This window comes from Streptomyces sp. NPDC050997, from assembly GCF_040660135.1.
In the GTDB taxonomy this organism is placed as follows: Bacteria; Actinomycetota; Actinomycetes; order Streptomycetales; family Streptomycetaceae; genus Streptomyces.
The window spans coordinates 56857-74499 of the sequence record NZ_JBFAGK010000012.1 but is presented as its reverse complement, the minus strand read 5'-3'; the positions used below and the strand labels follow the sequence as shown (position 1 = coordinate 74499).

The 17643-nt window shown below is 68.9% G+C and carries 18 protein-coding genes and 1 pseudogene; 10 read left to right on the top strand and 9 right to left on the bottom strand.

Going from position 1 to position 17643, the window contains the following annotated elements; translation table 11 throughout:
• Nucleotides 1-139: 139 nt before the first annotated feature.
• Complete coding sequence (locus tag AB0H86_RS26155; RefSeq protein ID WP_362443450.1) at nucleotides 140-973, bottom strand: enoyl-CoA hydratase/isomerase family protein; 834 nt, start codon at nucleotides 971-973, stop codon at nucleotides 140-142.
• A 106-nt stretch (nucleotides 974-1079) separates the two neighbouring features.
• Between AB0H86_RS26155 and AB0H86_RS26150 the strand changes: the two genes are divergently transcribed.
• Nucleotides 1080-1472: a helix-turn-helix domain-containing protein gene (locus AB0H86_RS26150; RefSeq protein ID WP_362443447.1), complete on the top strand. Its 393-nt coding sequence runs from the start codon at nucleotides 1080-1082 to the stop codon at nucleotides 1470-1472.
• A gap of 326 nt (nucleotides 1473-1798) precedes the next feature.
• Here AB0H86_RS26150 and AB0H86_RS26145 read toward each other — a convergent pair.
• Nucleotides 1799-2068 (bottom strand): annotated as a pseudogene (locus AB0H86_RS26145) (SAM-dependent methyltransferase); the annotation flags it as partial.
• On the opposite strand from AB0H86_RS26145, the gene AB0H86_RS26140 reads away from it, so the two are divergent.
• Nucleotides 1952-2500, top strand: coding sequence for a hypothetical protein (locus AB0H86_RS26140; protein ID WP_362443445.1), 549 nt, complete (start codon nucleotides 1952-1954; stop codon nucleotides 2498-2500). The pseudogene AB0H86_RS26145 and the gene AB0H86_RS26140 sit on opposite strands and share 117 nt — an antisense overlap.
• 51 nt (nucleotides 2501-2551) lie before the next feature.
• Entirely contained in the window at nucleotides 2552-3199 is a 648-nt protein-coding gene (locus AB0H86_RS26135) for a class I SAM-dependent methyltransferase (RefSeq protein ID WP_362443442.1), read from the top strand.
• A gap of 51 nt (nucleotides 3200-3250) precedes the next feature.
• On the opposite strand, the gene AB0H86_RS26130 is transcribed toward AB0H86_RS26135, so the two are convergent.
• Nucleotides 3251-5596, bottom strand: coding sequence for an FtsX-like permease family protein (locus AB0H86_RS26130; protein ID WP_362443439.1), 2346 nt, complete (start codon nucleotides 5594-5596; stop codon nucleotides 3251-3253).
• Nucleotides 5593-6300: an ABC transporter ATP-binding protein gene (locus AB0H86_RS26125; protein WP_362443436.1), complete on the bottom strand. Its 708-nt coding sequence runs from the start codon at nucleotides 6298-6300 to the stop codon at nucleotides 5593-5595. Before AB0H86_RS26125 ends, AB0H86_RS26130 begins: the two co-directional genes overlap by 4 nt.
• A gap of 212 nt (nucleotides 6301-6512) precedes the next feature.
• Here AB0H86_RS26125 and AB0H86_RS26120 point away from each other — a divergent pair, with 212 nt between their 5' ends.
• Nucleotides 6513-7808, top strand: coding sequence for a histidine kinase (locus AB0H86_RS26120; RefSeq protein WP_362443433.1), 1296 nt, complete (start codon nucleotides 6513-6515; stop codon nucleotides 7806-7808).
• Nucleotides 7805-8686 (top strand): response regulator transcription factor, encoded by an 882-nt coding sequence (locus AB0H86_RS26115; protein WP_362443430.1) that lies wholly within the window; start codon nucleotides 7805-7807, stop codon nucleotides 8684-8686. Before AB0H86_RS26120 ends, AB0H86_RS26115 begins: the two co-directional genes overlap by 4 nt.
• A 243-nt stretch (nucleotides 8687-8929) precedes the next feature.
• Here the strand turns inward: AB0H86_RS26115 and AB0H86_RS26110 are convergent, their stop codons facing one another.
• Nucleotides 8930-9880 carry an SDR family NAD(P)-dependent oxidoreductase gene (locus tag AB0H86_RS26110; protein ID WP_362443427.1) on the bottom strand — a complete coding sequence of 317 codons (951 nt, stop codon included), beginning with the start codon at nucleotides 9878-9880 and terminating at the stop codon, nucleotides 8930-8932.
• A 294-nt stretch (nucleotides 9881-10174) separates the two neighbouring features.
• Between AB0H86_RS26110 and AB0H86_RS26105 the strand changes: the two genes are divergently transcribed.
• Nucleotides 10175-10681, top strand: a complete 507-nt coding sequence (locus tag AB0H86_RS26105) for a TetR/AcrR family transcriptional regulator (RefSeq protein ID WP_362443424.1) — start codon at nucleotides 10175-10177, stop codon at nucleotides 10679-10681.
• Nucleotides 10682-10912: 231 nt separating this feature from the next.
• Here the strand turns inward: AB0H86_RS26105 and AB0H86_RS26100 are convergent, their stop codons facing one another.
• From AB0H86_RS26100 to AB0H86_RS26090, 3 genes are all read right to left on the bottom strand, one after another.
• Nucleotides 10913-12136: a low temperature requirement protein A gene (locus AB0H86_RS26100; RefSeq protein ID WP_362443421.1), complete on the bottom strand. Its 1224-nt coding sequence runs from the start codon at nucleotides 12134-12136 to the stop codon at nucleotides 10913-10915.
• A 95-nt stretch (nucleotides 12137-12231) separates the two neighbouring features.
• The gene (locus tag AB0H86_RS26095; RefSeq protein ID WP_362443418.1) at nucleotides 12232-12888 is read right to left on the bottom strand and encodes an NAD(P)-binding domain-containing protein; all 657 of its coding nucleotides are present in this window, start codon (nucleotides 12886-12888) and stop codon (nucleotides 12232-12234) included.
• Nucleotides 12889-13088: 200 nt separating this feature from the next.
• A complete protein-coding gene (locus AB0H86_RS26090) occupies nucleotides 13089-13385 on the bottom strand; it encodes a hypothetical protein (RefSeq protein WP_362443415.1) in 297 nt (98 codons plus the stop codon).
• Nucleotides 13386-13472: 87 nt separating this feature from the next.
• Here AB0H86_RS26090 and AB0H86_RS26085 point away from each other — a divergent pair, with 87 nt between their 5' ends.
• From AB0H86_RS26085 to AB0H86_RS26070, 4 genes are all read left to right on the top strand, one after another.
• Nucleotides 13473-13976 carry a MarR family transcriptional regulator gene (locus AB0H86_RS26085; RefSeq protein ID WP_362443412.1) on the top strand — a complete coding sequence of 168 codons (504 nt, stop codon included), beginning with the start codon at nucleotides 13473-13475 and terminating at the stop codon, nucleotides 13974-13976.
• Nucleotides 13977-14261: 285 nt separating this feature from the next.
• Nucleotides 14262-14789, top strand: a complete 528-nt coding sequence (locus AB0H86_RS26080; RefSeq protein WP_362443409.1) for a YceI family protein — start codon at nucleotides 14262-14264, stop codon at nucleotides 14787-14789.
• Between the two features lie 28 nt (nucleotides 14790-14817).
• Nucleotides 14818-15381, top strand: coding sequence for an NADPH-dependent FMN reductase (locus tag AB0H86_RS26075; protein WP_362443406.1), 564 nt, complete (start codon nucleotides 14818-14820; stop codon nucleotides 15379-15381).
• Between the two features lie 279 nt (nucleotides 15382-15660).
• Nucleotides 15661-16110, top strand: a complete 450-nt coding sequence (locus tag AB0H86_RS26070; protein ID WP_362443403.1) for an SgcJ/EcaC family oxidoreductase — start codon at nucleotides 15661-15663, stop codon at nucleotides 16108-16110.
• A gap of 176 nt (nucleotides 16111-16286) precedes the next feature.
• On the opposite strand, the gene AB0H86_RS26065 is transcribed toward AB0H86_RS26070, so the two are convergent.
• The gene (locus AB0H86_RS26065) at nucleotides 16287-17624 is read right to left on the bottom strand and encodes an amidohydrolase family protein (RefSeq protein ID WP_362443400.1); all 1338 of its coding nucleotides are present in this window, start codon (nucleotides 17622-17624) and stop codon (nucleotides 16287-16289) included.
• Nucleotides 17625-17643 lie beyond the last annotated feature (19 nt).

The following is a 17643-nucleotide window of genomic DNA, read 5'->3' as shown; positions in this document are numbered from 1 at the left end:
GACATACGTGAGATCTCGCTCGCGGGATGGCGATTCCGCCAAAAAGTTTTCGCGTACGGACCCGACCCACCTGAACTGCCAGACGCCTCGGCGCGTTTCCGGGCCGGGGGACGTCCGTGTGCCGGTGGACGTCCGACGATCAGCGCGCGACGCTGCGCATCAGTCCCTCGAGGTCGCGTTCGCCGGCCGGTGTCTGTGCCCCGTCCCGCAGGCCCCCGCTGATCAGCCGCTGAGCGGCCGGCAGGCTGAACGTAGCTGCCCAGGCGTCGTTCTCACGCAGGAGTCCTTCCTTGAAGTCATCGACGGGCAGCGAGCACTTGGCCGCTTCGATGACACCGTCGGGCAGCGCGGCGATGTTGCGAGCGACACGGTCGACGTACTCGTCGAGCTCGTCGGCCGGCAGGGCCCGGTTGATCCAGCCGTAGGACGCCGCGGTCTCGGCATCGAACAGGTCGGCGGTGAGGACCACCTCCAGTGCGCGGTTACGACCCACGCGGTCCCGGAGGTACTGCGTTCCGCCTCCGCCCGGGATGATGCCCATGAGCGCTTCGATCTGACCAAGTCCAGCGGTTTCGACGGCGGCGAATGCCATGTCCGCTGCGGCCACGAATTCCGCCCCGCCCCCGCGGGCCTTCCCGGCGAGCTTGACGATGGTTACCTGGGGCTGGTGGCGGATGAGCTCGCCGACGGCCTGGAACACGTTGACGTCCGCCGGCGCCGACGCAGCGAGTTCCTGGAGGACGTCCATCTTCTCCCCGATCCGCATGTCCACGTGAGCGAGGAAGAGTTCCGGGTCGGCGCTCGAGAAGACGATCACCCGGACCGATGAATCGTCCGCGAGCGTGGTCAGCACGGTGCGGAGCTCGCGCATCATCGTGGCGCCGATCACGTTCACCGGGGGATTGTCGAGGATGATCCGTGCGACGCCGTGTTCGCTGCTCACGCGCAGGGTGGAGTAGGCATCGTTCGTCATGAAGGTCTCCCTAGGTTGCCCAAAGGCGTGTAAGTATGCGATGCATACCTACCGTCGGCGGCGCCGCTCGGATCGTCAAGAACGCACTTTGGGAGTACCAAGGCACATGAAGGACACCGACCTGCACGGAGCTGACGCCGAATCACGTACCGTTTTCCGGGCGGACTGCCCCAGCCGGCCGATCCTCGACCAGATCGCGGACAAGTGGTCGATGATGGTCATGGCGCTGCTGGAACGGCCCACCCGGTTCAATGAACTGAAGCGCGGCCTGGAGGGTGTGACGCAGCGCGTCCTTACCCAGACACTGCGTCGCCTCGAGCGGAACGGCATGATTCAGCGCAAAGTACTGCCGACGTCACCCGTCGGCGTCGAATACTCCCTCACACCGCTGGGTGAGTCCCTGCGCGAGCCATTCGGGCATCTCTACGACTGGACCGTCGAGCACAGCGAAGAGATCCAGAACTGCCAACTGACGTACGACAGCAGGGCTGACGCTTGATCGCCTGTTCGGTGGTGTCGATGCGTAGGTGTCACCGACCAGGCCGCCCCGCCGCCAGATCGGCTCGATCTCCAGAGCGCGGTCACCGACCGTGAACTGCCCGCGTGTCTGCTGCTCGGCAAATGGCCGTTCGGTGACCGAAGTTGGATCCGGGATGCGTTCGCCCAGCGTTACTGTGACCGTTCGCCGAACGGTTCCGCCCGGCGCCGCCAACCCCTCACCTTGCAGCGCGGCGAACAGAACACCGCGTCTGAACGGCGGTCGACGCCAGCGGTCTTGGTCAGCTCCTAGCCTTCGCCGATCTCCGACTGGGAGACTTCTCCGAACTACCGGCAGGCCTTACGACGGGCGAAGAGAAACGCTTGCGAGGCCTTCTCATCCGGGTTGAGCAGCATCTGGGCCTCGACCTCAAATCCGGCGTCACGCAGCCAAGTTGCTACCCGGTCCGGCTGACGGCGGTGGACATGGACCTTCATCGGGTGACCGCCGTAGCCCTCTGTCTTCAACTGCGACTCGTCTCCGACGTGAAACAGAAGCTGCAACGGCCCACCTGGACGCAGTGCTCGGTGGAAGTGCCCGAGCGCGGGGATCTGTTCCGGCGCATGGTGGTCAACGGCCGAGCCGAGATGACTGCCGACCCGTCCGAGGAAGCAGTGCGACAGCTAAGGCTGCGTCATCAGCTGACCGCGCAGGTCATCGACGGCTACTTCGAGACCGGCTTCACCGTGGTCGCCCAGGACGTCATTCTCGGGGAACACCTGGCCGAGATGGTCGCGCAGATCCGCAGCCGCCCTCTCCACGTGATCGTCCTCACGCCACACCCGGACGCCATCGCCGCACGCGACACCGCCAGGGCCAAGACCGCCTACGACGCCTGGACGATCGGCCCCCTCGATCACGTTCTGCGACAGGAGACACCCCGCCTCGGGCTCTGGATCGACACCTCCGAACAGACCCCCGCCCAAACCGTCGACGAGATCCTCGCCCGAGCCTCGACACAGGCACGAATCGAACTCCCCAACACGTGATCATCGTGATTCTCTCGGCTCGCCGCATCGCCAGGAACTACTGTCGCGAGCATGGTTGAACACGATGCCCTCAGCGCCACCCGCGAGGCCTACGACGCTGCTGCCCCCACCTATGCGGAGCTGTTCCGCGACTCGCTGCGTGACCGTCCCCTGGACCGCGCGATCTTGGGTGCCTTCGCCGAGTTCGTACGTGAGGGTGGGGACGGTCAGGTCGCGGACCTCGGGTGCGGGCCTGGCCATATCACCGCTCATCTGGACGAGTTGGGGCTGGCGGCGTTTGGTGTCGATGCCTCTCCTGCGATGATCAAGTTGGCTCGACAGACCTATCCGGACCTGCGGTTCGACGTGGGCTCGATGGCCGCCTTGAACATCGCTGACGGCATGCTGGGCGGCGTACTCTCACGTTGGTCGATCATCCACACTCCGCCGCAGGAACTCCCCGTCATCCTGGCGGAGTTCCATCGTGTGCTGGCACCTGGCGGCCACCTTCTGATCGGCTTTTCGGCAAGCGAGAATCCGTCTCACCCGACGCAGGTCTTCGATCACGCGGTCGCGCCGGCCTACCGGTGGTGGCCTGATCACCTCGCCGCGATGCTGCGCGAGTCCGGGTTGGCCGAGGTGGCCCGGATGGTTCGCGAGCCTCAGCCCACCGACCGGCGGCAGTTCCAGGAAGTTCAACTGCTCGCCCACAAAGCCTAGGCAGAGGCTGTACGACCGAAACACACGACCGCATCCCACCTCCCTGACGGCCTATTCGGTCCGCAGGGCGGTGGCGGTGCGTACCCTGGCGGCCCAGCTCGCGGGCAGGAGCGCGCCCAGGACGGCGATGACCAGGCCGCCCAGCACCAGCAGGGCCAGTTCGCTCGCGTGGTAGACGGCGAGTACGGAGTCGGGGAGGTTGAGGCCGGCGCTGTGGCCCATGGCGGGCAGGACCCAGCCGTGCAGGGCGACGCCGAGCGGAACGCCCAAGGCGCCTCCGGCCAGTCCGGTCACGACGATGGAGGCGATGACCATCGCGAGCATCTGCCGGGGGGTCATGCCCAGGGCTTTGTGGACGCCCAGTTCCCGGACACGTTCGCGAGTGTCGAGTACGACCGCGTTGAGCACACCCAGCGCTGCGACGGCGACGAGCATCAGTGTCAGAAGCGCGGACAGTGCGTTCAGGGTGACGACCATGTCACTGCCGCCATCGATCCCGCCGGTCCGGGCGGTGACCGCGAGCGGTTTCAGGCCCTTGTTCAGCGCTTCGACGTAAGTGGCCACGTCGGTACCGGATTTCACCGCGATGTGCTGCGTGGTGTCCGTCAGGTCCGGGTGCGCGGGTGCGAGCGTCGCGGCGTCCGTGAACACCTGCATACCCTCGTTGCGGGGGTCGAAGACCTCTCCGACGATCCGGACCGTGACCGCCTCGCCCAGACCGCCCAGCGTGACGGTGTCCCCGATGTGTTTTCCGGCGGCGCTGAGGAAGGCGGTGGGTACCACGGCCTCTCCGGGCTTGGCGATCCAGCGGCCGGAGATCATGGTGTAACCGCCCCAGGAGCCGTCGCCGGTGAAGGCGACCACCGCGGTGGTACCGGCAACGCCGGGCAGGGTGGCCCGGGCCAACGCGGTGCTGTAGTAGGTCCGAGTCGCGGACTGCGAGTCGATCACGGCGGCGACGGCGGCCGCATCGGGCTCAGGCTCGGGCGTAGCGATCGGACCGCCGGGGCCAGGTGCCGGCAGAGGTGCGGCGACGGTGACGTCGGCGGTGTCGTGGGCCCTGGCCTTCGTCACTTCGCCCAGCGATGCCCCCATGCCGACGGTGAAGGTGATGGCGATGGCGCCGAACAGGACCGCCGTCCCCATGCCCAGGGCACGGGCGGGGCGTGCGAAGGGGCGGGTCAACCCCAGCGCGAGCGGCCGCGGCAGCGGCAACCGTCCGGCCAGGCGTGCCGCCCACCGGCCGCGGTCCGTCCGCGCGGCACGCCCGACGGCGAGCGCGTCGACCGTGCGCAGCCGGCCGGCCCGCCAGGCGCTCGCCCACGCGGTCACCGCGACCAGGCAGAGCACACCGGAGACCACGACTGCGTCGACCCAGGGGACGACGGCCAGGGAGGTGGTGCCGTAGACGTCCGCGGTCTCGGACATCACCGGCACGGCCAGCAGGTGTCCCGCGAAAATGCCGAGTGCCGTGCCGGCCGCCGCCGGGATCAGCGCCTGACCCACGTAGGCCCGCACGACCTGCGCCGGCGTGAAGCCGATGGCCTTCAGGACACCGATCCGGCGCAGCCCCGCACCCACTGTGCCGGCAACCACGTTGCCGACGATGAGCACCGACATGACCAGGCCCAGGACGCCGAACGCGAGGAGGAAAGGTACGTACAGCGCCGTGTCACGCTCGGCGGACGCCCTGACGGTGAGCCAGGACTGCGTCCCCGTCACCGCCTTGACTCCCGCGGTCACGGCCTTGCGGCCTGCCGAGACCTGTGCGGCGGTGTCGGCGGCGGTGAAGCGGTAGAGCATCTGGTAGCTGCCGGGGCGGTCGGGTGTGCTGAGCTCGGTGACCTGCGCCGGTGTCACCCACGCGTCGGCGCTCCGGGTGACCGAGTGAGCAGCGCCGACCACCTTCAGGGTGGGGGCATCGGGCAGGCCGGGGAAGGTGAGTTCGAGACCGAGGGTGAGGAACGGCGAGGCGTCTGTGTTCAGCACGATCTCGCCGGGGCGAGTGGCCCAGCGACCGGCGGTCAGCGTGAGCTCGTCCACCGCTCCCCCGTTGTCGCCGCGGCCGGCGACGGTCATCGGCCACGCATCCGCGCCCTCGTGGACGCGTGGGGTGACCGACACCGTGCGGAACGGGCCTGCCGCGGCTGACACCCCATCGGCGCGCCCGGTCGACCTCGCCTGCCCGGCACTGGTGCGGGCCGCGTCGTACTCGACGGACAGGTGCGCGCCGTGCTGCCGGTCGAAGGCGTCGTCGAACGGCGCACCGGAGACCACCAGCAGCGAGCCTCCCAGGACGGACGCGGCGACCGCCATCATCGCGGTCAGCCCGATCACGAGCGTCTGCACCCGGCGTCGGCCCACGCCTGAACGCACCACCCGGCCCAGCGCGCTCATCGGGCCATCTCCGCGCTGACGTCCTCGGCGATCCGGCCGTCGACGATCCGGCCGTCGACGATCCGCACCGTGCGGTCGGTGCAGGAGCGGGCCAGGGCGAGATCGTGAGTGACGACGACCAGGGTCTGGCCCTCGGCGTTGAGCTCCCTGAGCAGGCGGCTGACGTCCTGACCTGAGGCCGTGTCGAGCGCGCCGGTGGGCTCGTCGGCCAGCAGCAGCGGCGGCCGGTTCAGCAACGCCCTGGCCACCGCGACACGTTGGCGTTCACCACCGGACAGCCGCCCCGGGTACGCGCGGCCGTGCCGGGCGATGCCGAGGGCTTCGAGGAGTTCCGCCGCCCGGCGATGCGCTTCGCCTCGGGCCGTGCCGGCCAGCTGCGCGGGCAGCGCGACGTTGTCCGCGACGTTCAGGTCGTCGAGCAGGTTGAAGAACTGGAAGATCATGCCGATCTTGGAGCGCCGGTAGCGTGCCGCCGCGGCCTCGCCCAGCCGGTCGACCCGTACGCCGTCCACGGTGACGGTCCCCGTGTCCGGCCGGTCCAGGCCCGCGAGCAGGTTGAGCAGCGTGGACTTGCCGCTGCCGGACGGCCCGAGGATCGCGACGGCCTCACCGGGCCACACGGTCAGCGACGCGTCATGCAGGGCGGGCGGCCCGTCGTCGTATCTGCGGCTCACGTCACGCAGGTCGATCAACGGCTCGGTCATGAAGGCTCCTTGGGTCCACATATCTGGCGCCCTGGACGCTAGGCGGGCTCCCGCCCCGGCCACATCCTCCGCCCGAGCCGTTTCCGGTCCTCCGAGGGAACGAGGGCCTGCCGGGGTCATCCCTGAGAAGTAGGCGGCTGATGTACGCGGTGTGCCAGGTCTGATCCGCAAGACGGATCCCACGAGGACGGAGTGGCGGTGAGAATGTGCCGGTGACGAACGAGACGACAGCGGTGGACCGGCTGAGGGAGGCGGCCCGCCGTGCGCTGCGCCCAACCGGACCGGTACCGCGCCTCACCCCGCGCGGCCGGCAGTTCGACCTGGCCGTGGCGGCGGCCTTCGCCGTCGCCACCGTGTACTACGCCATCGACGTCGCCGACCATCAGATACGCGAGGTCCTCCCCGGTCTGGAAAGGTCGATCCACCCGTCGGGAACGGATGCGCAAGTCGCCCTGAGCGCCCTCGCGCTCGCCACTTCGGGTGCCCTGGTGCTGCGCCGCCGGTACCCGCTCGCCGTGTTGTGCGCCGTGACCTGCCTGGCGCTGCTGACCCCTCAGGACGTTGCGCGGCTGACCTTCTACCCCCTCGTCGTTGCCGTCTACAGCGCCTCTGCCTACAGCCCGTACAGGATTCCCACCCTGGCGGCCGTACCGACGGCGGTCCTCCTGGTCTACACGTCGGGCGCCTCGACCACCCACGTCTACCCGTATCAGCCGGGCATCGTCCCCAACGAGTACGTGGTCCTGTGGATCCTCGGGCCACTCGCGATGGCCGCCAACGGCCTGCGCACCTGGCGGGTACGCACCGACGAGGGCCGCGTCCGGCTGACCGCCGTGGAACGCGAGCAGGCCGAAGCGCTGCGCCGCGCCGTCGACGAGGAACGGGCCAGAATCGCCCGCGAACTGCATGACGTCGTCACCCACAACGTCAGCGTCATGGTCATTCAGGCCGGCGCCGCCCGCAGGGTCATGAGAGCCGTCCCCGACGAGGCCGACGAGGCACTGCTCGCCGTCGAGGCAAGCGGCCGGGCGGCCATGACCGAACTGCGTCACGTCATGGGCCTGCTCACCATGGACAGCGGCGACCAGGATGCGACCGACGCCGAGAACCTGACCCCACAGCCGGATCTGGAGCAACTGGAAACACTCATCGGGCGGGTCCGGGACACCGGCCTACCGGTCGACCTGAAGATCACCGGAACGGCCCGCCCCATGCCACCCGGCATCGGGCTCACCGCGTACCGCGTGGTCCAGGAGGCACTGACCAACACGGTCAAACACGCGTCCGGGGCACGTGCCACCGTCTCCGTCGAGTACGATCCCGACCGGCTCCGGGTGGAAGTCTCCGACACCGGCGGCCCTCCGGGTCCCGGCGCGGCCTCCGGAAACGGCCGCGGACTGCTCGGCCTGCGCGAGCGCCTGACGGTCTACGACGGAACCCTGCGCACCGGCCGGCGCCTCACCGGCGGCTACCGTGTCGAGGCACTCATCCCCCTGGAGGCACCGTGACCGAGCCGCCGCTGCGCGTGGTGCTCGCCGATGACCAGACCCTTGTCCGTACCGGATTCCGGATGATCCTGCGCTCCGACGGCATCGAGGTGGCCGCCGAGGCCGCCAACGGTTCCGAAGCCGTCGACGCGGTCCGCCGTACCCGGCCCGATGTGGTCCTGATGGACGTCCGCATGCCGGAGATGGACGGCCTGGAGGCCACCCGCCGCATCCTCACCAGCGCCCCGGGCGAACCCCGCGTCATCATCCTGACCACCTTCGACCTCGACCAGTACGTCTACGCGGCGTTGTCCGCCGGGGCCAGCGGCTTCCTCCTCAAGGACGTCACCCCCGAGCAGCTGATCTCCGCGGTCCGCACCGTCCGCTCCGGCGACGCCTTGCTCGCACCGGCCGTCACGCGCCGGCTGGTGGAGCGTTTTGCCGGAGGCGAACGTCAACACAGTGCCGGAGGCGAACGTCAACACAGTGCCGGAGGCGAACGTCAACACAGTGCCGGAGGCGAACTTCAGCGCAGTGCCGGAGGCGAACGTCAGCACCGTGCCGGAGGCGAACTTCAGTACGGTGCCGGAGGCGACCATCAGCACATCGCCGCAGGCGAACATCGACACAGCACGCAGCAGGACAGCCGCACCACCGCCATCCACCGCAACCTCGCCTCGCTGACCCCGCGCGAACGCGAAGTCCTGGGTCTGGTGGCCCGAGGACTGAGCAACGTCGAAGTCGCCGACCGCCTGCACCTGGCCGAGACGACGGTCAAAACCCACGTCTCGCGCATCCTCGCCAAGCTCCAACTGCGTGACCGCGTCCAGGCCGTCATCGCCGCCTACGAGACCGGGCTGGTCAGCGTGGGCAGGCAGGAGCCCTCCGAGCACCCGTGACCCGACCCGGCGCATACACGTGGTGCAGCGCCCCAGCGCGGGAGCTGGGTCTGGTCAACCCCCCGACGCCGCCAAGGACTTCGCTGCCTGGGGCGGAATGCGGCGTATGCCGACTCGATGGTCCGTACGGGGCTGCGGCTGTGGGAGAGCGGCGCTGACGGTGTTCGAGCTGCCGGAGACGCTGCCGGCCGGGTCGGGCATCGTCAACGCCCGTACGGTGCTGCCGCACGCGATCGCTATGGCTTATGCGCGGAGCATCCCGGTCGCGACGTCCCACAGCTGCTCCGCGCTGTCCGCGTCGAGGGCATAAGGAAGCACGCCGCTGGTGGCGGACTGGTCGAGGGCGGGCTTGACCTCGGCTTCGTTGCAGTCCTCGAGGTAACGGCCGGTGACGCCCTCGGGCAGCGGGGCCGCGGCCGCCAGGACTGAGGTGGCGGCGCCTTCCTCGACGGTCTTCCAGTTGAAGTTCGCGAAGGCTTCCTCGATCTCCGGCGTCATGCTGCCCTCCTGGTGTCGCTGGAGGCCGGTGCGGATGCCGCCGGGCATGACCGCGTTGGCGGTGATGCCGTCGTCGGCCCACCGCTTGGCCGCTCCGACGGCCAGCAGTGCATTGGCGGTCTTGGACTGGCCGTAAGCGGTCCATTCCTCGTAGGGGCGGCGCTCGAAGTTGATGTCGTCGAAGACGACCGGGGAGAAGAGGTGCCCGGTGGAGGTGAGAGAGACGAGGCGGGCGCCGCCGGCGGCGGCGAGTGCCTGATGAAGGCCGAGGGCCAGGTTGAAGTGTCCGAGGTAGTTGGTGGCGAACTGCAGTTCCCAGCCCTCGGGGCTGCGGTGCAATTCGGGCAGCGCCATGATCCCGGCGTTGTTCACCAGGATGTGCAGGGGACCCTGCCAGGCGTCGGTGAACGAGGTGACCGAGGCCCGGTCGGCCAGCTGAAGTGGCGCGGCGGCCACCTTGGAGTTGCCTGTCTTGGTCGCGATCTCCTCGGCGACGCGATTGCCGGCCTCGACGTTGCGGACGGCGAGGGTGACGTCGGCTCCGGCACCGGCCAGGGCACGCGCCGTCTCCACCCCGATGCCTGAGGTGGCGCCGGTGACAATGGCGTGCTTGCCGGTCAGATCGACACCTTCGATGACCTCGCTGGCGGTGCTGTGGAAACCAAAGGGCGTGGTGAAACGCTCGTGAGTACTCATGTGCGGGCTCCGTTCATGTCGGCGCTCCCCGTGGAGGCGGTGACTGTCCGCTGCCGCGGTGGGGAGCCACAGATATCCGGAATGAATTCCGTTAATGCCACGCTAACCGGAACGTATTTCGGTTGCAAGCAGCAGGAGGGTCGGCTCAGCGCGGGCCCGAGTCGGGACGAATGGCCGGGACCTGCATGTATCATGCAAGTGGAATGGATTCCGCTATTGGGGGTAACTGTGGCCGAGCCAATGCCGCGCAGACCACGCGCGGACGGACAACGCAACCGCGGGCGCATCCTCGAGGTGGCGCTGCCCCTGTTTGTGGAGCGCGGCCCGGACGTCCCCTTCACCGAGATCGCCAAACAGGCCGGCGTCGGTGTCGGCACCGTCTACCGCCACTTCCCGGCACGGGAAGACCTCATCGAGGCGGCATACCGCTCGGAACTGGATGCCGTGTGCGCCGCGGCCGCGGAACTGCTCGAGCAGCTGTCACCCCAAGACGCCCTGCGCATCTGGATGGACCGGTTCGTCGACTACTGGGCCACCAAGATCGGCCTGGGGGACGCGATCCGAGCCGTCGTGGCCGCGGGCAGGGACCCGTTCGCACAAAGCCGCGAACAGGTCGATGAAGCCGTCGCCATGCTGCTGTCGGCAACCGCGACGGCGGGGATCACGCGCCCCGAAGTCGAACCGGACGACGTGGTCGTGGCCCTCAGCGGCGTCGCCATGGTCGCGGACGTGCTCGAGGACCGCGATCAGGTGAGCCGAGTACTCGACCTCCTGTACGAGGGGATTCGCACCCGGCCGTAAACAGCCGGTCATGTTGATTCGCGGCTCGGTGACCGGGGACGGTAGATCCGCGAGGGGCCACTCGCGCTGAAGCAATGCTCGTGCGGCGACCTCGTACCCACCCGCGTCAGCGCGCATCCTCTGTCAGGATCCGGGCGAGGGCACGCACGGCACGGGGCTGGAGTGTTTTGACGAGGCCCTCGTCCTTTGATCGACACCGCACCGTCGCAGACGCCTGCCGCCGAGAAGCACTCACGCCCTCTCTGTCGGGATGGGTTCCTCATTGCGGGACAGGCGGTATGCCACGGCGAATCCCCAAGGCACACCGAGGAGGAGGGTGAGGGTGAGACCGAGGACGAGTGGAGCCGGGCGTACGGCCCCGATTCCCAGGCACGCCACGGCCACGACGGCACAGATACGGGCCAGCGGCCGGTAGAGCCCGCGCTCCTGGCGCCAGACGTGCAGGGAGGCCGCCAGTACTACCGTCGTAACGAGCACGACGGCTGTGCCGCCGCAGAGTACCCAGGCTGTCGCGGCTGGAGTCCGGCCGTCGTGGGCGTGTTCCACAAGACCGACCATCGCGGCGCCCATAGCGGCCACCGCGGCCGTGAGCGGCAGATGGACGAGCATCCACTGCACGGTGCTCGCGCGGGTGGGCCTCGGCGGACGGTGCCCGGCGAAGTCGAAGTACGTCCACCAGACGCCGAACCCGACGACGACGGCGACGAGCCCGACCGCGAGGGTGAGCGCGCCGGTCGTCTCATGGGCCAGCCCTTCGACCACGCCGGCCACGGTCTCGCCGAGCACGATGATGATGAGCAGCCCGAACCGTTCGGTGAGTGAGGCGGTCACGGTGAGCGAGGCGGCCTGCACTGGGGCGGCCGTACCGATAATGGCCGCAAACCCCGCCAGGTAGACGACGGCCAACATGCCCCACGTCAGTACACGGGCTTCCGCAGACAGGAAGGCACTCGCGGCCAGCACTACCGCGCACACGGCCGTCCCGGCCACAAAGAGCGCGCTGGGGCGACGGAACTCAGGGCTGTCTCCCCGCCCGGCGAGGAGCCACAGCAGAGCCAGCACCAGGAACAGCACCCCCGCGTCCACGGCGAAGACCACTCCGCGTGCACCGCCGGCCTCGGGAATGAACGCCCCCAGCGGGACGAGCACCAGAATCTGCAGCAGGAACACCACCCGGCTGCGTGCGTCATCGTGTCCGTGCAGTTCGTGGTGGAGACTGCCGTTGAACCAGGCGATCCACACCAGGGCGAACACTGCGGCGAACTCGCCCAGACCGCGCCAGGACAGGTGGTCTGCCAGGTGGTGGGCGGCCTGGGCAACCAACACAACCACTACCAGGTCGTAGAACAACTCGAGCGGACCGACCACCCGCTCGGACGGCTGCTCGCCATGCGCGCGCGGCGGCTGCCACAGCGAACGGCGCAGCCGGTCCCACTGCTCGTGTCGCGAGGTCATGCCCGCAGCGTAGAAGCGCACGACCTGTCATGGGCGCTCAAGCGTCCCCGCAGGTGTGGCTGCGGCGAAGCCATGAAAATCCTTCGCGTCTGGCTTCACTGGTGGGCGGCGTCAAGCTCGGCCCGCGCCTGGTCGAGGTCGACGACTTGGCCGTTGAGCCCGAACTGGTGCAGGTCGCCTTCGGGTGCCTCGATGCGTTCGGCGGCGGCCAGGCCGCCGGCCTTCACTGGGTCGAAGCCGGCCGCGCGGATCAGCCGCTCGGCCGTCACTGCGGCGCTGTTGTCGTCGGTGGCGTAGAAGAGCGCCGCACGGCGAGGCGAGCGGTTCGCGCTTGCCGCGAGCACGTCGGCGGCCAGGGTGCCGAACGCCTTCACGTAGTGGGCGTTCGCAGGCAGCAGGGCGGCGATCACCGATCCGGCCGACTGCCCTTCGGGCAGGGACCGCCGGACCTGGCCCTTGTCGTCGAACGCGATCGGGTTCGACGGGTCGATCACGACCTTGCCCTCAAGCAGCGATCGGACCTGCGGAATCAGCTCCCTCATGGCATCCAGCCAGATGGCGAACACGACGGTGTCCGCACCCGTGATCGCGTCCTGCACGGACGCGGCGCGTGCCGGCGACCCGAGTTCGTCCGCGAGCTCCTCCGCACGTGACGCGCGTTTCCCCGCCAGGACGACGGTCTCGCCCCCGGCCACCAAATGCCGGGCGACGGCACTCCCGATGTTGCCGACTCCTACGATTGCGGTGGTCATCCTCAGCCTTCCCTTCCGTTGACGTTGACCGTTGACCGTTGACGTTGACGTTGAACCTGTTCTAGCTGCGATGTCTCAGATGTCCTGGACGTCGCCGCGCCGTGGTCCGAATGCCTGATACGCCCCCTCCCCCACAGTCGACCGATCCTCGGTGCTTGATGACCATCGGTCTCGTCGACGATCCGCGCTCGGTCGGCCCATCACACGGTGGCTGTGGGTTGCATCTCCCAGATGAGGATTTCGGCCGGCTCGACGGCGGCGACGTCCTGTCCCCCGGTCGCGGTGAAGCAGGCCGCGTCGCCCTGGGCGAGAACGCCCACGCCTTGGTCGCGTCGCGGTGTCGGTCCATGCCCGAGGCCCTGGTGGGTGTCGCCCTTCTCCGAGTTCAGGATCCCGCTTCCGGCGCTCATCCGCTGGGCGAGGCCGGAGTGGATCACGCCGGAGTGGCCGCCGCAGTCCTGGAGGACGAGCGAGGCCCCTTGAGCGTACGTCGCCATCACATGAGCATTCAAGTTATGACGCCCGTCAAGGAGCCCTAAGACTGACCCATGTAATCCGCATGGCGCGGCTGATACGCTCCCAGGGTGACCCCCCAGGATGAGGCGCCCCAGGCGCAGGTAGACGAGCATGCGGACCTGTGGCTCACCCCCGGCGAGCTGGCCTCCTGGTTGTCGGTGGTCCGCCTGATGACCCGCCTGCCGTGGGCCATCGACACGCGGCTGCAGCTCGACGCCGACCTGAGCATGGTCGAGTACATGACCCTGGCCATGCTGTCCGAGGCCCCCGAGTGGACCCTGCGCATGAGTGTGCTCGCCGAGAACACCAGCACGTCGCTGTCGCGGCTCTCGCACATGGTCAAGCGGTTGGAGACCCGCGGCTACGTCCGGCGTGAGCCGGACCCGGCGGACGGGCGCTTCACCAACGCCATCCTCCTGCCCGCCGGCATGGGCAAGCTCGAATCCGCCGCTCCGGCGCACGTGGCCTACGTCCGCCACCTGGTCGTGGACAACCTCTCCGGCGAGCGCCTGCGCCGCCTCGGCCAGGACGCCGAGCGCATCCTGCAGCGCATCGACTCGCCCGCACGCTGACTTGACACCTCAAGCGACCTTCTAGCTCTTTCCTGGAACTTCAACCCCATCGCAGGGCTTGCGCTCGGCATTGACTTGATTGCGCGACGTCGTGACCGTGCAGCCAAGGCCGCAGGGCACCCGTCTCGGCCCGCTGGAGCCGCCCGCCGGTCGACTGCCACTCCTCCGGCACGGCCATTGCCTCCCAGCTCGGTCTCACCTGAACAACCAAAATGTTTCACTTGACCCTTCAAGTCCAGAGGGTTAGAGTTTGAGTTGAAGGGTCAAGTTATCTGGGAGGTCATCATGACCACCGCAACGCCGACGCCGGGACAATACGCCATCGACGTCCCCCACTCCGAGATCACCTTCACCACCAAGCACATGTTCGGGCTCGGTACCGTGCGCGGCAGCTTCCGGCTGCGCGGCGGCACGGTCTCCCTCGCCGAGCCGCTCACCGGCAGCCGGGTGGACGCCGTCGCCGACGCGGCCAGCTTCGACACCGGCAACAAGAACCGGGACCGCCAGGTCCTGTCCAAGGCGCTGCTGGAAACCGCCAGCCACCCTGACGTCGTGTTCACCTCGACCGGGGCCGAGCTGGACGAGGCCGGCGCCTGGGCCCTGCCGGGGCTGCTGACCGCGCATGGTGTCCGCGCACCTGTCACGTTCACCGTGGCGAGCGCCGAGGTCGACGGAGACGAGATCGCCGTAGAGGCCACCGCGACCGTCGACCGCTACGCCCACGGTGTCACCAAACTCAAGGGCATGGCCGGACGGCACCTGCGGCTGACCGCGACCGTCCGAGCCCGCCGCACCGACGGCGGCCCCGCCTAGCGGCGCGGCCGTGGAAGGAGTGAACGTCATGAGCACACTCAAGATCGCCGTGATTCTCGGCAGCACCCGCCCCGGCCGCAACGGCAAGGCGGTCGCCGACTGGGTCATCGACCGCGCGGGCGCCCGGACCGCCGCCGAGTACGAACTGGTCGACCTCGCCGACTGGCCGCTGCCCTTCATGGACGAGCCGCTGCCGCCGTCCATGGGCCAGTACCAGGGCGAGCACACCAAGGCCTGGACCGCCAAAGTCGCCGAGTTCGACGGCTACGTCTTCGTCACCCCGGAGTACAACCACTCCATCCCCGGCGTGCTGAAGAACGCAATCGACTTCGCGTACGCCGAGTGGAACAACAAGGCCGCCGCCTTCGTCTCCTACGGCACTGTCGGCGGCATCCGCGCCGCCGAGCACCTGCGCACCATCGCCAGCGCGGTCCAGCTCGCCCACACCCACCAGCAGCTGACCTTCTCGCTGTTCACCGACTTCGAGAACCTCTCGCTCTTCAAGCCGGCCGAGCACCACGACGCCTCGGTCACCCAGCTGTTCGACGAGCTCGAGGCCTGGTCAACGGCGATGAGGACGCTGCGCGACTGAGCGGAGTGAACACGGTTGCTCCCGGCGCCACCCGGACGGCGACCAACGGATCGTTCTTCGAGGCGCCGGGCCCGGCCGAACTCATCGCCGGCACGACGGCGTTCGATCGTCTGGGCGGGCCCGACGATGTCACCGACGCGGCGCGGGCGAGCCGAGTGATGACGAAGGTTTCGCCGGCATGGGCGTGGTCGAGGGCCTTGTCGAGTTCGGGTCGGCCGGCGAGCGAGGTCGCCGAAAAGCCTTGACCTCAAGTGAGGTTGACGTTTCACAGTTGCCCCCATGAGTACAGACATCGATACACGGACACGCGAGGCCGAGATCGAAGCGATCAAGCAGGTCGTCGCCACGGTCGAACACGCCCAGAACAAAGAGCTCCCCGACGAGTTCCTCAGCCTTTTCCGGGCCGACGCGATCTGGACAACGGGCCACGGCAAGCGCCTCTTCGGCCGCGATGCGATCTCGACCTTCACGCACCAGGTGCTTCCTGGTGCGATGCAGGGCCTGACGATGACGTTCGAGTTGGAGCACGTGCTGTTCATCCGCCCCGACGTCGCCGCGGTCAAGCTGCGCCAGGTGTACCAGACACCCGACGGACCGGACGTGGGCTCTCCGCTGTGGATCATGGCGAAGGAAGGCGGGCGGTGGTGCCTGACCGCTTGCCAGAACATCGGCGTGCCCGACGACGAGTTGATGTCGCCGGATCGTCCCGTCTTCGAATCCAGGAAGTGAGACCGCCACAACTCGCTGGAGATTAGCTCCAAGACACGTTCGTGGAGCCATCTCCCCCGGACGGTGCGCGCTCCCGCGCCGGGACGGTGGCGGCCGGCACCGCTGCGTGCTCTGCTTCCTCGACGGTCAAGCACTGCTGGAGGAGGACCAACTCTCCCAGAATCCTGCCCAGTTGCTCACCGACGTCCAGCGCCAGGTCCACCATCGCGTCCGGCACCTTCCGATTCCGGCCGTGGGCGCCAGGTGCCGTCGAGCGGGATGTCGGCGGCCGCCGCGATCCGGTTGCGTGATGCGAGCAGCCGGGTCCTCAGCGCCGGCAGGTCTACGTCCACCAGTACGCCGTCGCGTTTGACCACGCGGCCGGCGACGAGGACGGTGTCCACCAGGCCGGGGTGGCCGGCGCTGACGACGGTGGCGGTCGGGTCGGTGACCGGGAACACGGTCAGGTCGTCGGCGCGCAGGAGGAGGATGTCGGCGTCCTTGCCGGGCGTGATGCTGCCTGTTCGGGCAGCGAGTCCGCACGACTGGGCGGCGTCGACGGTGGCGAAGGCCAGCAGGTCGCGGGAGCGCAGGCCGCCGTCCAGGCCTCGCTGCACGGCGAAGGCGGTACGCATCGTGGAGAACATGTCGCCGCCGACCGACGGGACGTCGTCGATGGACAGTGTCGGGCGCAGGCCCGCGGCCAGCACCCGGCCGGTCATCGGCCAGCCGAACCCCATCTTCAGCTCGACGTCCGGACTGATCGACACCGAGCTGCCCGCGCCGGCGAGCATCCGCAGCTCTTCGTCGCTGATCCCGTTGGCGTGCACGAACGTGGTGGTGTCCCGCAGCAGACCGTGCTCGTGCAGATCGGCGACCGGGCGGTGCGTCCCGTCGCCGTCGACGTGCAGGCTGGTGCGCAGGCCGAGTTCGGCCGCCAGCTTCAGCTCCCGGGCGACGGTGTCCATGCTGGTGGCCTCGGGCCCGCGCAGCCCGAGCGCCATGGTGACCAAGCCGTCCCCGGTCAGGTCGGCGCGGACGCGGCGGATGGCGGCGTCGACGGGGTCGGGGGTGCCCCATCCGGCGCCGAGGCAGAAGATCGACCGTCCCGGCGCGTCCCGCAGCGCCGCGACGGCGGCGTCCTCGTGCTCAGGGCTCTGCGCGACGTGGTACCAGTCCAGCATCGTGGTCACGCCGGAGTGCAGGGCCTCCAGTCGACCGAGCAGGGTGCCTGCGTAGACGTCCTCGGGCTGGTAGTGGGGCTTGACCGTGCCGTGCATGGCCGCCGCCCACTCGGGGAACGTCCAGTCCGCGCCGGCGCCTCGGAACGCGGTCTGCCAGGTGTGGCGGTGGTTGTCGACGAAGCCGGGCATGACGATCCGGTCGGTCGCGTCGATCACCTCGGCGTCCGGCGCGTCGATCCGTTCGGCCACCTCGACGATCACGCCGTCGTCGATGAGCACGTCACCGCGGTCGAGATCTCCGACAGCCGGGTCCATGCTGACCACGGTGCCGCCGGTGAGCAGGGTTTTCATCGGGTGAACTCCTTCACAG